Source organism: Caulobacter segnis, from assembly GCF_031454995.1.
GTDB classification, from domain to species: domain Bacteria; phylum Pseudomonadota; class Alphaproteobacteria; order Caulobacterales; family Caulobacteraceae; genus Caulobacter; species Caulobacter segnis_E.
Genome location: NZ_JAVDRV010000004.1, coordinates 233427 through 248155, shown reverse-complemented (window position 1 = coordinate 248155; position 14729 = coordinate 233427). Strand labels below are relative to the sequence as shown.

Sequence of the window (14729 nt, the reverse complement as noted above, 5' to 3'; positions counted from 1 at the left end):
GTGGCTTATTCTCCGCATATGCGTTGAGTTTTTACCTTTCTTCGCTAGGTAGGTCGGAAAAATTTTTGAGGAAGCGGCATGAGCGGCGTAAAGATTGACCCAAACCACAGCCTTGCCGCCGCTTACGCCCGGACACGCGGGAAGAGCGTCCAGGAACTTTCCCTGGAAGAGCGCGACTATTTGGCCCAGGTCGACGCCGACTGGGCCGTGGAAGACGCCCCGGTCCTGTCCGCGACCGCCGCCGCCGCTTCTCTCGTCGAGTTTTGGGATTTCGCGGTGGACGTGAAGGGCGAGCAGCCCGCCGTTCGCCTCCGGTCCGCCATCGAAGGCGCCGCAGGCCGCGACCTGCTCGAGATCGTTCAACTCGACCGCCCGTTCCTGGTCGACAGCGTCATGGGCGAGATCACCGAGAGCGGCTTCCGCGTCCGGGCCATGTTCCACCCCGTCGTCGAGATCGACGGCGTCGCCCGTTCCTTGATCCAGGTGCACCTCGATCCCGTCGGCGAGGACCGCGTCGAGTTTCTGCTGGAGCAGGTCCGCGAGACCCTGTTCGACGTCCGTCGCGCCGTCGGCGACTTCAAGGCGATGCGCGAGCTGATGCACCGCGCGATCGGTGAGTTGTCGGCCACCCACGGCGTCACCAGCGAAGAAGGTCGTCAGGAGGAACTCGCCTTCCTGCGTTGGCTCGAGGACGACAACTTCGTTTTCCTGGGCGCCCGCGTCTACGAGTACCCGCGCTCTCCGGACGGGAGCTATGCCGCCGAGGAGCCCCTCTACGAAGCCGAGGCGGGCCTCGGGGTCTTGAAGGATTCCACGCGGGCGGTGCTGCGCCGAACCCACGAACCCGCGATCCTGTCGGCGCAACTGCGTCGGCAACTCGAGACGGGAACGCCCGTCGTGGTGGCGAAATCCAACCTGCGCTCGCGCGTTCACCGCCGCGGGTTCATGGACTATGTCGGCGTGCGCCGCTACGGCTCGGACGGCAAGCCCTCGGGCGAGGTCCGTTTCGTCGGGCTGTTCACCGCCGAGGCCTATGAGACGCCCGCCAGCGAAGTGCCCCTGATCCGCCACCGCGTGGCGCGGATCATGCGCCGCGCGGCCAAGGCCCCTGGCAGCCACAACGAAAAGCGCCTGCGCAACATCCTCGAAACCTGGCCGCGCGACGAGCTGTTCCAAACTAGCGAGGACACGCTGCTGTCCATGGCGCTGGGCGTCCTACATCTGATCGACCGGCCGCGCGTGCGTCTGTTCGCCCGCATGGACCCGTTCGACCGCTTCGCCTCGGTGCTGGTCTACATCCCGCGCGAGCGCTTCGACACCGAGGTCTGCGAGCGGGCCGGCGCGATCCTGGCCGACGCCTATGACGGCAAGGTCCTGGAGTACTATCCCGAGATCTCGGACGCCCCTCTGGCCCGCGCCCAGTTCATCATCGAGGTCACGCCGGGCGACCATCCCGACCCGGATCTGGGGTGGGTGGAAGCGCGCATCGCCGATACGGCGCTTACCTGGGAAGACCGCTTCGAGGCGGTCGTCCGCGCCGGCGGCGCGCCGACCGGCGGCGTCCGCGCCCTGCTGGCGAAGTACGGCCGCGCCTTTCCGCCGGGCTATCGTGATCAGTATGACGCCCAAGAAGCGCTTTCGGACATCGACGTCATCGAAACCCTATCGCCGGAGACGCCGCCGCGCGTGCGCGCCTTCCGCCGGGCCGAGGACGACGCCCGCACCTTCCGCTTCAAGCTCTATCTGCGCGGCGCGGCCGCTCCGCTGGCCGAGGTCTTGCCGATCCTGGAGCGCATGGGCCTTAAGGCGCTGATCGAGGACGGCTTCCGCCTCAGCATCTACGAACTCGACGGTCCGCATTCGATCTGGGTCCATGAGTTCGTTCTCGACGACCCGGCCGGCGAGCACCTCGTGTTCGACGAGATTCGCCAGGTCTTCGAGGAAGCCTTCATCGCGATCTGGACGGGTCTAGCCGAGAACGACGGGTTCAACCGGATCGTGCTTGAGCTGGCGATCGGCTGGCGCGAAGCGGCGCTGATCCGCGCCCTGGCGCGCTACCGCCAGCAGTCGGGCCTCGATCCGAGCCAGCAGGTCCAAGAAGCCGCGCTGCGCGACCATCCGGCCGTCACCCGGCTGATACTCGACCTCTTCCGCGTCAAGTTCGATCCGGCGATCGCCACCGACCTGAAGGGACGCGTCGCCCAGGCCAAAGCCGTCGAGGCCAAGATCGTCGAGGCGCTGCAAGCCGTCGAGAGCCTGGACGCGGACCGCGTCCTGCGTCGTCTGGCGGCCCTGGTCGGGGCGATCCAGCGCACCAACTTCTACCAGCCGGCGGCCGATGGCGGCCCCAAGCCCTACATCAGCTTCAAGATCGCCTCGCGCGAGCTGGAAGACCTGCCCGCGCCCAAGCCCTATCGCGAGATCTACGTCTCGGCGCCGCACGTCGAGGGCGTCCACCTGCGCTTCGGCCCCGTCGCGCGCGGCGGTCTGCGCTGGTCCGATCGCCGCGACGACTTCCGCACCGAGGTGCTGGGTCTGGTGAAGGCCCAGCAGGTCAAGAACGCCGTCATCGTGCCGGTCGGCTCCAAGGGCGGCTTCTATCCGAAGCAGCTGCCGCGCGGCGGCGACCGCGACGCGATCCAGACCGAGGCCATCCGCGCCTACAAGACCTTCCTGTCGGGCTTGCTGGACCTCACGGACAATATCAACGCCGACAACGAGGTCGTTCCGCCGGCCTCGGTTGTCGTCCATGACGGCCATGACCCCTATCTCGTCGTGGCCGCCGACAAAGGCACGGCGACGTTCTCGGACATCGCCAACGGCGTGGCCGAGGACTACGGCTTCTGGCTGGGCGACGCCTTCGCGTCGGGCGGTTCGGTCGGCTATGACCACAAGGTCATGGGCATCACCGCTCGCGGCGCCTGGGAAGCGGTCAAGCGCCACTTCCGCGAGCTGGGCAAGGACATCCAGACCGAACCGTTCACGGTGGTCGGCGTCGGCGACATGTCGGGCGACGTGTTCGGCAACGGCATGCTGCTGTCCAAGCAGACCAAGCTGCTGGCCGCCTTCGACCACCGCCACATCTTCCTCGATCCCAATCCGGACCCGGCGGCGTCGTGGGCCGAGCGGGATCGGATGTTCAAGCTGCCGCGCTCGTCGTGGGAAGACTATGACAAGTCGAAGATCTCGCAGGGCGGCGGCGTGTTCGCCCGAAACCTGAAGAGCATCCCGTTGTCGCCCGAGGTCCGCGCCATGCTGGACCTGAAGGCCGAGGCCGTGTCACCGGCCGAACTGATGACCGCGATCCTGAAGGCGCGGGCCGAGCTGCTCTATCTCGGCGGCATCGGCACCTATGTGAAGGCGAGAGGCGAGAGCAACGCCGACGCCGGCGACAAGGCCAATGACGCGATCCGCATCAACGGCGCGGACCTGCGGGTCAAGGTGGTCGGCGAAGGCGCGAACCTGGGCCTGACCCAGGCCGGCCGCATCGAGTTCGCCCAGTCTGGCGGCCATGTGAACACCGACGCCATCGACAACTCGGCTGGCGTCGACAGTTCCGACCACGAGGTCAACATCAAGATCCTGACCGGCATCCTGGAGCGCGGCGGCGAGCTGACTCGTCCCGATCGCAACACGCTGTTGGCCTCGATGACCGGCGACGTGGCCCACCACGTGCTGGAGCACAATTACGATCAGACCCTGGCCCTGACCCTGCTCGAGAGCGACGCCGCGTCAGAGGTCGACGCCCAGATCCGCTACATGGTCGATCTGGAGCAGCGCGGGCGCCTCGACCGTCGCGTGGAAGGCCTGCCGACCAATACGGCGTTGCTGGAGCGCAAGGCCGCGGGCAAGGGCATGACCCGTCCGGAACTGGCGGTGCTGCTGGCCTATGGCAAGCTCGACCTGTTCGACGAGATCGTCGCGTCCTCGGCGCCAGACGATCCGTGGTTCGAGGCCACGCTGAAGGGCTACTTCCCCAAGGCGCTCGGCAAGTACGCCGACGCCATGCAGAAGCACCGCCTGAAGCGCGAGATCATCGCCACGGTGGTCGATAACCAGATGGTCAACATGTGCGGCCCGACCTTCGCCAGCCGCCTGAAAGCGGCCGCCGGCTCGGACGCCAGCGCCGTGGTCGTCGGCTTTACGGCCGCGCGGGAGATCCTGGGGATCGACGCCTTGTGGGCCCAGGTCGGCGCGCTCGACAACAAGGCCTCGGCCGACGGTCAGACGGCGCTCTACAAGGCCTTGGCCTACGCCCTGCGCAGCCTGAGCTTCTGGTTGACGCGGCGCGCCTTCCGCGACAAGTCCAGCGTCAAGGCGCTGGTCGAGGCCTACGGCCCGTCGGTCGCGAGGCTGCGCGGCCAGACGCCGTCCATACTGTCGCCGTTCGAGCAGAAAGCCGTCGCCAAGCGGGCCAAGGCCTATATCGCCGACGGCGCGCCCGACGCCCTGGCCCAAGCGGTCGCGGCGCTGCAGCCCCTGACCACGGCCGCCGACCTCGTCGACCTCGCCAACGCCTCCAGCTGGAGCGTCGAGAACGTCGCGCGCCTGTATCACCAGGTCGGCGCGGCCTTCGGCTTCGACCGCCTGCGGGCGGCGGCCGGCGCCTTCGTCGGCGGGGACAGCTTCGAGCGCCTGGCGGTCCGCCGCCTGATCGAGGACATGCTCGGCGAGCAGGCCGCGATCACGCAGGCGGTGTTGAAGTTCGCCGCCAACGCGCAAGCTGGCGAGGACGAAGCGGGCGCCAAGGCCGCGATCAGCTCTTGGTCCGCCCTTCGCGGTGAACTCCCCCGGACGGTCAAGCGCACGATCGAGGAGATCGAGCAGGCCGGCGGCGGCTGGACCTTCGCCAAGCTGACGATCGCCAACGCCGCGTTGCGGGAGCTGTCGGCCGCATAGCCCCAAGGTTGCGCTCCGCGCCGCGGCGAGGCAGGCTCGCGGCGTGGGGGCCTTGGGGGCAGGCATGGACAAGGATCGGATCGTGCTGCTGGACGCCCTGCGCGGTCTCGGCGTGCTGGGTATCCTGCTATGCAACGCGCCGGACTTCGCGGTCCCGCCGGTCGTCGCCGAATCCGCCAGCCACTGGCCGCACGGAACGGGCCCGGCCACCTTGTCGGTCTGGGTCGTCACTCAGTGGCTGTTTCAGCGCAAGTTCGTGACCCTGTTCGCCATGCTGTTCGGCGTGTCGATCTTTCTGGTCGGGGGCGAGCGTTCGGACAAGGAGCGCGGCGCGATCCTTCGCCGGCGTCTCCTGTGGATGGTGGCCTTCGGCCTGCTGCACGGCTTCGCGATCTGGTACGGCGACGTCCTGCTGAGCTACGCCCTCGCGGGTTTCGCGATTCTGCTCGCGCGCTCCTGGCCAGCCCGGAAGCTGATCCGGACCGGCGTGACGATCTGGACCGCCTTCAGCCTCCTGGCCCTGGTCGGCTTGAGCTTCGCCGCCTTGATGCCCCAGGACGCGGCGCAAGAGGGGATTGAGACCGCCAAGATGCTGGCCAAGGCCAAGGCCGCCGAGGCGCAGTACAGCGCGGGCTTCGTCCCGTCGCTGGTGCGGAACGCCAAGGACCGTCTGGCCTTGTTGGCGGGCGAGCCGATCATTTTCGTGATGACCTCGGCGCTGATGATGCTCGGTCTGGGCGCGTTCAAGGCCGGCGTGCTGACGGGCGAGGCCTCCGATCGCGTCTATCGGCGCCTGGTGGCCTGGGGCCTGCTGGCCTCGGCCCTGGTCGGCGGCCTGTTCGTCGCCGAGGCGGTGATGGGCCTGCCGAGGGGCCTGGGGATGGTGTCCGTCGGCGTTCAGTGGATGCTCGCCCCGCCGACGACGCTGGCCTATGTCGCCCTGATGGTGTTCGCCACCCGCTCGAAGGTCTGGTCGGCGATCCCGAGGGTTCTGGCCCCCGTGGGGCAGATGGCCTTCACGAACTATCTGGCCCAGTCGGTGATCATGACCGCGATCTTCTATGGCGGTCGAGGCCTGGGGCTGCATGGCCAGGTCGACCGGCCGGGTCTCGCGGCGATCACGGTCGGGATCTGGATCGCCCAGATCCTGTGGTCGCGCTGGTGGCTGGACCGCTTCGCCATGGGTCCGCTGGAGTGGGTCTGGCGCCGGCTCTATCGGGGTCCGAGCCCCCTCCGTAAGCCCGCCCGGGTCGTCGCCTAGGCGCAGGCCTTCAAGGCGTCCGTGAAATAGGCCTGGACCTGCTCGAAGAGGTCCGGGCGATAGCGCGCCCGGGGGTCATTGGCCTTGTTGTCGTCGAAGGCGTGGGTGGCGTCGGGCAGGAACATCTGATCGACGGTGAGGCCGTCTCGCGCCAGGCGGTCCAAGGCCAGCTTCGGCGCGCGCCAGCCGACCACCTGGTCCTTCCCAGCCAGCACCGACCAGACCGGCGGCGGCGCCTCGCCCCAGCCGTGCCGCGTCGTCAGGGCCGGATAGCCGGCATAGGGATAGACCAGCAGAGCGCCCTTCACGACGGCCCGCAGCCGCGCTGGATCCGCATCGTCGACGCGGGTGATCGCCGCCGCGCGGCCGCCCAGCGCATAGGCGTCCATGATGGTCCAACCGCCATGGCTCCAGCCCGCCAGGAAGAGCCGCGAGGCGTCGGCCCAGCCCTGCCCTTCCAGCCAGGCCAGCATGGCGAAGACGTCGCCCGCCCGCCGCGGTCCGCGAACCCGCAGGCCGGTGCAGACCGTCAGCTTGGCGTCCAGGCTGGAGACCCCGCGCGGCAGGAACGAGTCGACCACCACGGCCGCCCAGCCCGCCGCCACGGCGACCTGGGCGTAGACCTCGAGGAACGGTGTCTTGCCGCCGCAGCCGTGCAGGATCAGCGCCACCGGGAAGGGGCCAGGCCCCTCCGGCTTGAACACCCGGGAGTGGCGGGCGATCTGCTCGCCCCAGGCGGCGCCGTCCATGTTCACCTCATGAGGTCTAGTGCCTGAACACCCGCACGCCGGTGAAGGCCATGGCCAGGCCCAGCTTGTCGGCCGCCTCGATGACCTCGGCGTCGCGCATCGAGCCACCCGGCTGGATGATCGCGGTCGCCCCGGCCTCCGCCGCCTGGATGAGACCATCCGCGAACGGGAAGAAGGCTTCAGAAGCGCAGGCGCAGCCCTTGAGATCGAGGCCGAAGTCGGCCGCGCGCAGGGCCGCGATCCGGGCCGAGTCCTTGCGGTTCATCTGGCCGGCGCCGACGCCCAGGGTCTGGCCGGCGCGGGCGTAGACGATGGCGTTGCTCTTGACGTGCTTGCCGACGGTGAAGGCGAACAGCATGTCCCGCACTTCCTCGTCGGTCGGCTGGCGCTTCGTCACGATCTTCAGGTCCGACGCTTTGATCCGCGCGTCATCACGCGACTGCACCAGGAAGCCGCCGGCCACGCTCTTGAAGGTGTCGCCGGTCGACAGGGCGTCGGGCAGGCCGCCGGTGACCAAGAGGCGCAGGTTCTTCTTGGCGGCGAAGACGGCCACGGCGTCTTCGTCGGCCTCGGGCGCGATCACCACCTCGGTGAAGATCTCGACCATCGCTTCGGCCGCCTCGCGGGTCAGGCGCGAGTTGACCGCCACGATGCCGCCAAAGGCCGAGGTCGGGTCGCAGGCCAGGGCCCGCTCATAGGCCTCGCGCTGGGTCGCGCCCACGGCCACGCCGCAGGGGTTGGCGTGCTTGATGATCGCCACCGCCGGGCCCTGGGCCGGGTCGAACTCGGCGATCAGCTCGAAGGCCGCGTCGGTGTCGTTGATGTTGTTGTAGCTGAGCTCCTTGCCCTGCAACTGGCGGGCCGTGGCCACGCCCGGTCGCGGGTTGGGGAAGGTGTAGAAGGCCGCCTTCTGGTGCGGGTTCTCGCCGTAGCGCATGGTTTGGCGCAACTCGCCGGCGATCGACTTGCGGGCCGGGAAGTCCTGACCCAGGGCCTCCGCGAACCAGGCCGAGATCGCCGCGTCATAGGCCGCCGTGCGGGCGTAGGCGCGGGCCGCCAGGGTCTGGCGCAGAGCCAGGGTCGTCCCGCCAGCCTTCAGGGCCTCCAGCACGTCGGCCAGATCCGCCGGATCGGTGCAGACGGCGACATAGCCATGGTTCTTGGCCGCCGAGCGGATCATGGCCGGCCCGCCGATGTCGATGTTCTCGACGCACTCGGCGTAGGACCCGCCCTTCGCGACGGTGGCCTCGAACGGATAGAGGTTCACATAGAGGATATCGATGCCGCCAATGCCGTGGTCGGCCATGGCTTTGGCGTGATCGGCCGCGTCGCGCACGCCCAGCAGGCCGCCGTGCACCACCGGGTGCAGGGTCTTGACCCGGCCGTCCATCATCTCGGGGAAGCCCGTCAGGTCCGAGACGTCCTTGACCGGGATCCCGGCCGCGGCGATCGCGGCCTTGGTGCCGCCGGTCGAGACCAGCTCGACGCCGGCTTCATGCAGGGTCTTCGCGGCCTCGACCAGGCCGGTCTTGTCGGAGACCGACAGCAGGGCGCGCTTGGGGGCGACGAAATCGGGGGCGGACGGATAGTCGGGGGCGGCGGGCACGGCGGACTCCAGGTTTCGTGATCGGAAATGGGAGCCCAGGCGCGCGGCTTATGCGTATCGAGCTCCCCGGTGGTTTCCCACCTTCAACGCCAGTCACTCGAACGCCGCGGAAAATACGGGGGCGGGCGGGGGAGTCAATGCGCGCACGGCTTCGCCGCTTCACGCGATCGCTCGCTGAAGGATTGGGAGGGACGCGGAGCGCCGGGCGCCGCCCGGAGGTTTGGATAGTGTGTACCGTTTCGACGAAGCCAGACGCTCCGCGCGGCCGTTATCCGGTGAGCCCTCGACGCGCGGGGTTTTAACCCGCTTCCGAAAGAGGCCCCCGACGGGCGGGCCGGGGCGACGAACCCCGGTCCCGGAACGCCCGGGCGATTTCAGCCCGAACCTGCCGCGTTCGCCTATGCCTTCGTCGCCAGGGCTTCGTCCCGATGTTTCAGGGAGCCTGCCGCTGGATCCGACGCGAAGACGCCTTCCCGAAAGAAGACCGGCGAGCGCGTCCCGCTCGACCACCCCCGACAGCCGTCACGATCGCCGGCCGGACGTCCCTTCCGCGCTATCGGGTAAGGACAAGTATGGAGCGTGATTCAACGCGGATGACAGAAACGGCTCTAAAAGCGAGAAGTCGTTGAAATCGTTCGTTTCAATTTCGGATACGCGGATGATAGAGCGCCGCGAACGCTCGTACTTGCCCCCTCCGCGCTGACGCGCGCCTTCCGCCCCCTCCGGGGGAGGACAACCACGCGGAGCGTGGTCAGGTGGGGACCCGCGGCGCTGACAAGTGACCCAAAACGGCGGAAAACAGACACGGAATAGTTCGTGAAATTGTCTTCCACCCCTTATAGGAGTTCGACTTCCGAGCCTCGCTCAAACTCTGCCAGGTGACTTGATGCACGACCGCGCCGGCCTTCGCGCTCTTCCCGAAGATCTTGTCGAACTTGACGCGCTGATCGGCGCCTATTTCGAGATCAAGCCGGACGTCTCCAATCCCGCGCAGAAGGTCGTGTTCGGCACCTCGGGCCACCGGGGCTCCAGCCTGGACGGCGCGTTCAACGAGGCCCACATCCTGGCCGTCACCCAGGCGATCGTCGAATACCGCGCCGCCCAGGGCGTGACCGGCCCGCTGTTCGTCGGCCGCGACACCCACGGCCTGTCCGAGCCCGCCTGGCGCTCGGTGCTGGAAGTGCTGGCCGGCAACGGCGTCGAAACCCTGGTCGACTCCCGCGACGGCTTCACCCCGACCCCGGCGGTGTCGCACGCCATCCTGACCCACAACCGCCAAGGCGGCGCGCAAGCCGACGGCCTGCTGCTGACGCCCTCGCACAACCCGCCGCGCGACGGCGGCATCAAGTACAACCCGCCCTCCGGCGGTCCGGCCGGGTCGGACGCCACCTCGGCCATCGCCGCCCGCGCCAACGAATTGCTGGCCCAGGGCCTGGCGGGCGTGAAGCGCGTCCCGTTCGAAGCCGCCCGCAAGGCCGCCGGCGACTATGACTTTCTCGGTCGCTATGTCGACGACCTGCCGGCGGTGATCGACATCGCCGCCATCCGCGCGGCCAAGGTGCGGATCGGCGCGGATCCGCTGGGCGGCGCGGCCGTCGCCTATTGGGGCGCGATCGCCGAGCGCCACGGCCTGGACCTCACGGTAGTCAACGACGCGGTCGACCCGCGCTGGGCGTTCATGCCGCTCGACACCGACGGCAAGATCCGCATGGACTGCTCGTCCTCCAGCGCCATGGCCAACCTGATCGGCATCATGAAGGGCGGCGCGGCGCCCCACACGGCGCTCTATGACGTCGCCACCGGCAACGACGCCGACGCTGATCGCCACGGCATCGTCACGCCCGACGGCGGGCTGATGAACCCCAACCACTACCTGGCCGCCGCCATCTCGTACCTGTTCAGCCATCGCCCCGGCTGGGGCGCCGACACGGCGGTCGGCAAGACCCTGGTCTCGTCCTCGATGATCGACCGGGTGGTCGCGGGCCTGGGCCGTCGCCTGCTCGAGGTGCCGGTCGGCTTCAAGTATTTCGTGCCGGGCCTCTTGGACGGCTCGGTCGGCTTCGGCGGCGAGGAGTCGGCGGGCGCGGCCTTCCTGCGCCACGACGGCGGGGTGTGGACCACCGACAAGGACGGCATCCAGCTGGCCCTGCTGGCCGCCGAGATCCAGGCGGTGACGGGCAAGAGCGCCAGCCAACTCTACGCCGGCCTGACCGACCAGTACGGCGCGCCGGCCTATGCCCGCGTCGACGCCCCGGCCAGCCGCGAGGAGAAGGCGCGCCTCGCCAAGCTCAGCCCCAGCGACGTCTCGGCCAAGACCCTGGCCGGCGAGGCGATCACCGACATCCTCACCGCCGCGCCGGGCAACGGCGAGGCGATCGGCGGCCTGAAGGTCTGCACGAAGAACGCCTGGTTCGCCGCGCGGCCCTCCGGCACCGAGGACGTCTACAAGGTCTACGCGGAGTCGTTCCTGGGCGCTGATCACCTCAAGCAGGTCCAAGCCGAGGCGCGCGAGGTGGTGGCGGGGGCGCTGAAGGGCTGATCCGCACGAGGTCGGCTCGACATTCAGCCCTGAATTTGAAACTCATAGCTCGCCTTCCTGGGCCTTGTGCCCAGGACCCAGGCTTGCGGCAGGCCGGGACCTTGAGGCGAGCCGAGGCTGAACGCCCCAGGACGCCGGTCAACCTCTGCGGCTGCGGAACGATGGGTCCTGGGCACAGGGCCCAGGAAGGCGGGGTTGTTTGCCGTTTTGAATATCGGCGCCACCCTAGCCCTTCGCCGCGTCAGCGCTTATACCGCCCCGCATGTTTGAAGGCCTCTCCCCCCTCGCCCGTGACGCCCGCTCCTGGCCCTTCGAGCAGGCGCGCGCCACGATCGCCCGCGTCCTGCGCGTGCGCCTCCCCGATCGCGCCGACCAGGAAGCCGCCAAGGCCCTGATCGACGCCGGCAAGACCGACGAGGCGGTGAAAGCCTATCCGGCCCTCTCCAAGGCCGTGATCTTCGAGACCGGCTACGGGCCGTCGGGCCTGCCGCACCTGGGCACCTTTGGCGAGGTCGCGCGCACCACGATGGTGCGCGGCGCCTTCCGCGCCCTGACCGACGAGGCCATCCCGACCCGCCTGATCGCCTTCAGCGACGACATGGACGGCCTGCGCAAGGTTCCCGAGAACATCGAGAACAAGCAGCCGCTGATCGAGGACCTGGGCAAGCCGCTGACCGTCGTCCGCGACCCCTTCGGCACCCACGATAGCTTCGGCGCCCACAACAACGCCCGCCTGCGCGCGTTCCTCGATAGCTTCGGCTTCGAGTACGAGTTCGTCAGCTCGACCGACTGCTACAAGGGCGGGATGTTCGACGCGACCCTGCTGACCGCCCTGGAGCGCTTCGACGCCATCCAGAAGGTCATGCTGCCGACTCTGGGCGAAGAGCGTCGCGCCACCTATTCGCCGTTCCTGCCGATCAGCCCGACCACCGGCCGCGTGCTGCAGGTGCCGACGCTGGAGCGCAACGTCGAGAAGGGCACGATCGTCTTCCAGGACGAGGACGGCCGTAATGTCGAGGTCCCGGTCACCGGCGGCCACGTGAAGATGCAGTGGAAGCCCGACTGGGCCATGCGCTGGACCGCCCTGGGCGTCGACTACGAGATGAGCGGCAAGGACCTGATCGACTCGGTCAAGGCCTCGGGCGCGATCTGCAAGGCGCTGGGCGGGGTTCCGCCGGAGGGCTTCAACTACGAGCTCTTCCTGGACGAGAACAACCAGAAGATCTCCAAGTCCAAGGGCAACGGCCTGTCGATGGAGGACTGGCTGCGCTACGGCGCGCCCGAGAGCCTGTCGTACTACATGTTCCAGAGCCCCAAGTCGGCCAAGAAGCTCTATTTCGACGTCATCCCCAAGGCCAGCGACGAGTACCTGCAGCAGCTGGACGCGTTCGGCCGCCAGGAACCGGCCAAGCAGCTGGACAATCCGGTCTGGCACATCCACGGCGGCAAGCCGCCCGAGCAAGGCTCGCCGGTGTCGTTCAGCCTGATGCTGAACCTGGTCTCGGCCGCCGACGCCTCGACCAAGGAAATCCTCTGGGGCTTCCTGTCGCGCTACATCCCGGGCGCCTCGCCGGAGAGCCAGCCGCTGCTGGACCGCCTGGCCGGCTACGCGATCAACTACTACGAGGACTTCGTGAAGCCCTCGAAGGTGTTCCGCGCCCCCAGCGACCAGGAACGCGCCGCCATGCTGGACCTCCTGGCCAAGCTGAAGGCCATGCCGGCCGGGACGCAGGACGCCGAGCTGATCCAGAACGAAGTGTTCGAGGTCGGCAAGACGCACGGCTTCGACCCGCTGCGCGCCTGGTTCCAGGCCCTCTACGAGGTGCTGCTGGGCCAAAGCCAAGGTCCCCGCTTCGGCTCGTTCGCGGCCATCTTCGGCATCGACCGCACGGTGGCGCTGATCGAGGCGAAATTGGGCTAGAGGTATTGGTGCGGCGGAAACGCGCAGCGACACCTTGCCGGGCAGATGAACGACAGCTGAATTCGGTATTAAGGGTCTGACCACTTTTGTGAGTCTAAGGTCCGATCTTCAGGACCAGAACAGTCTTCAAGGTCAGACCAATGGCTTCGTTCACCCTCCGCCCCACCGACCGACAGGAATTCGATTCTCTGCTCGGCGGCATCGTCCAGCAGTTCCCCGACGCCCGCGTCGAGGCCGCGCACAACGACACCTGGCAGTCGTACCGCGTCGACGTGTCGTGCGCCGATCCGGCCGCCGGCCCGCTGATCGCCTGGCTGCTCGACACGCACGGCGACTGCCCGCGGACGTAAGACGGATCTTTTAGCGCGCGCTCGAGCGGTTTAACCGCTCACACTTAAACCTAACGCGCGCTCCGGGCCGGCTACTGGCTGGCCCAGACGATCCGCGCGATCCAGGCGACCTCGTCCCGCGACAGCAGGCGCTCGCCCTCGCGCCCCAGGGCCAGGAGCTCGATCGTCCTGGCCGTGACCCGGCCCAGCTCCCGCACCAGCACCTCGCCCGTATGGGTCCGCGCCACCACGCGATCGCCCTTGCGCGGCTCGACCGTGGGCGAGACCAAGAGCCGGTCGCCGTCGCGATAGACCGGCGCCAGCGTTTCCCCCGACACCTCCAGGGCGAACAGGCCCTCCCCGAGATCCGGCGCGGCGACCTCGTCCCAGCCCGAACCCGTCGGCATGCCGGCCGAGTCGAAAAAGCCCTCCCGTCCAGCCTGGGCGAGGCCGATCAGGGGCGCGCCCCGCTTGGCGCCCGCTCCCGTCGATCGCTCGGTCAGGGCGGCGAATTCCGAGAAATTGACCCCCGTCGCCTCCAAGAGCTTGGCGAGGCTCTCGGTCGAGGGCCAGCGCGCCCGGCCATCGGCCTCCGTGGAGCCGCGCTTGGAGCGGTTGAAGCTCGTGGGGTCCAGCCCCGCCATCCGGGCCATGGCCGAGGGCGTCATGTCGAAACGCTCGGCCAGGGCGTCAATGGCCCGCCAGATTTCACCGTGAGAGAGGGTCGCCACCGGGCGTCTCCTTTGACGGTCATGGCCTTCGATCGGCGAGGGTACGCCGTCGGGCCTAGGAAAGTAAACCTATCCTCAAGGCCAAGATTGACGTTTACGTAAGCGTTGACGCTGCCCCGAGATCGGGTTTAGGGTGATCGTCGATAACTAAGCGGCCCGGCCGCGGTAGCCAGGCCCTCTTCATTGGGAGGTTTAAACCATGGCCGACCTGCGTCGCCCCGAGCGGACATTCACGATCCGCCAGCTCTGCAACGAATTCAAAGCCACGCCGCGCGCCCTGCGCTTCTACGAGGACAAGGGCCTTCTGAACCCCGCGCGCGAGGGGCTGAACCGCGTCTATTCGCACAAGGACCGCGTCCGTCTGCAGCTGATCCTACGCGGCAAGCGCGTGGGCCTGTCGCTGTCGGAAATCCGCGAACTGCTGGACCTCTATGACGAGAACGATCAGGGCGCGGCCCAGATGGCCCGCTCGCTGAAGAAGTTCCGTGAACGCGCCACGGCGCTGGAGCAACAGCGCGACGACATCGACAACGCCCTGGTCGAGCTGCGCGAGGCCTGCGACCGCCTTGAGCGCCGCCTGGCCGAGATCCGCCCCGACCTGCTGCCCCGCGCGGCCGACTACGAGCAGGTGCTGCGCGCCCGCCTGGACGGTCACGCCGAGGCCATGCTGGGCAAGTAAGACCCTGGCGTCGCC

The 14729-nt window shown here is 68.4% G+C and carries 9 protein-coding genes and 1 riboswitch; of the genes, 6 read left to right on the top strand and 3 right to left on the bottom strand.

The window, feature by feature from the left end:
• The first annotated feature begins 78 nt into the window (after window positions 1-78).
• Both J2728_RS15495 and J2728_RS15490 read left to right on the top strand, forming a co-directional pair.
• On the top strand, window positions 79-4899 hold the full coding sequence (locus J2728_RS15495) for an NAD-glutamate dehydrogenase (protein ID WP_310000547.1): 4821 nt from the start codon (window positions 79-81) through the stop codon (window positions 4897-4899).
• Between the two features lie 64 nt (window positions 4900-4963).
• Window positions 4964-6160, top strand: a complete 1197-nt coding sequence (locus J2728_RS15490) for a DUF418 domain-containing protein (RefSeq protein WP_310000546.1) — start codon at window positions 4964-4966, stop codon at window positions 6158-6160.
• Here J2728_RS15490 and J2728_RS15485 read toward each other — a convergent pair.
• Window positions 6157-6909, bottom strand: a complete 753-nt coding sequence (locus J2728_RS15485; RefSeq protein ID WP_310000545.1) for a dienelactone hydrolase family protein — start codon at window positions 6907-6909, stop codon at window positions 6157-6159. The two genes, J2728_RS15490 and J2728_RS15485, sit on opposite strands and share 4 nt — an antisense overlap.
• Before the next feature lie 16 nt (window positions 6910-6925).
• Window positions 6926-8515 carry a bifunctional phosphoribosylaminoimidazolecarboxamide formyltransferase/IMP cyclohydrolase gene (purH, locus tag J2728_RS15480; RefSeq protein ID WP_310000543.1) on the bottom strand — a complete coding sequence of 530 codons (1590 nt, stop codon included), beginning with the start codon at window positions 8513-8515 and terminating at the stop codon, window positions 6926-6928.
• Window positions 8516-8541: 26 nt separating this feature from the next.
• A riboswitch (ZMP/ZTP riboswitch) is annotated at window positions 8542-8622 on the bottom strand.
• A 776-nt stretch (window positions 8623-9398) separates the two neighbouring features.
• On the opposite strand from purH, the gene pgm reads away from it, so the two are divergent.
• The 3 genes from pgm to J2728_RS15460 all read left to right on the top strand — a co-directional run bounded on the left by pgm (window position 9399) and on the right by J2728_RS15460 (window position 13325).
• Entirely contained in the window at window positions 9399-11054 is a 1656-nt protein-coding gene (pgm, locus tag J2728_RS15470; protein WP_310000542.1) for a phosphoglucomutase (alpha-D-glucose-1,6-bisphosphate-dependent), read from the top strand.
• 262 nt (window positions 11055-11316) lie between these two features.
• Window positions 11317-12975: a lysine--tRNA ligase gene (locus J2728_RS15465; RefSeq protein WP_310000541.1), complete on the top strand. Its 1659-nt coding sequence runs from the start codon at window positions 11317-11319 to the stop codon at window positions 12973-12975.
• Between the two features lie 140 nt (window positions 12976-13115).
• The gene (locus tag J2728_RS15460) at window positions 13116-13325 is read left to right on the top strand and encodes a hypothetical protein (RefSeq protein WP_310000540.1); all 210 of its coding nucleotides are present in this window, start codon (window positions 13116-13118) and stop codon (window positions 13323-13325) included.
• A gap of 71 nt (window positions 13326-13396) precedes the next feature.
• On the opposite strand, the gene J2728_RS15455 is transcribed toward J2728_RS15460, so the two are convergent.
• Complete coding sequence (locus tag J2728_RS15455; RefSeq protein ID WP_310000539.1) at window positions 13397-14035, bottom strand: S24 family peptidase; 639 nt, start codon at window positions 14033-14035, stop codon at window positions 13397-13399.
• A gap of 199 nt (window positions 14036-14234) precedes the next feature.
• On the opposite strand from J2728_RS15455, the gene J2728_RS15450 reads away from it, so the two are divergent.
• Window positions 14235-14714: a MerR family transcriptional regulator gene (locus J2728_RS15450; RefSeq protein ID WP_013077278.1), complete on the top strand. Its 480-nt coding sequence runs from the start codon at window positions 14235-14237 to the stop codon at window positions 14712-14714.
• Window positions 14715-14729 lie beyond the last annotated feature (15 nt).

Bases quoted from the DNA above. Each gene is read 5' to 3' on its own strand.
- J2728_RS15460 (WP_310000540.1), top strand. From the start codon at position 13,116: ATGGCTTCGTTCACCCTCCGCCCCACCGACCGACAGGAATTCGATTCT.
- J2728_RS15465 (WP_310000541.1), top strand. From the start codon at position 11,317: ATGTTTGAAGGCCTCTCCCCCCTCGCCCGTGACGCCCGCTCCTGGCCC.
- J2728_RS15450 (WP_013077278.1), top strand. From the start codon at position 14,235: ATGGCCGACCTGCGTCGCCCCGAGCGGACATTCACGATCCGCCAGCTC.
- J2728_RS15495 (WP_310000547.1), top strand. From the start codon at position 79: ATGAGCGGCGTAAAGATTGACCCAAACCACAGCCTTGCCGCCGCTTAC.
- J2728_RS15490 (WP_310000546.1), top strand. From the start codon at position 4,964: ATGGACAAGGATCGGATCGTGCTGCTGGACGCCCTGCGCGGTCTCGGC.
- J2728_RS15485 (WP_310000545.1), bottom strand. From the start codon at position 6,909: ATGGACGGCGCCGCCTGGGGCGAGCAGATCGCCCGCCACTCCCGGGTG.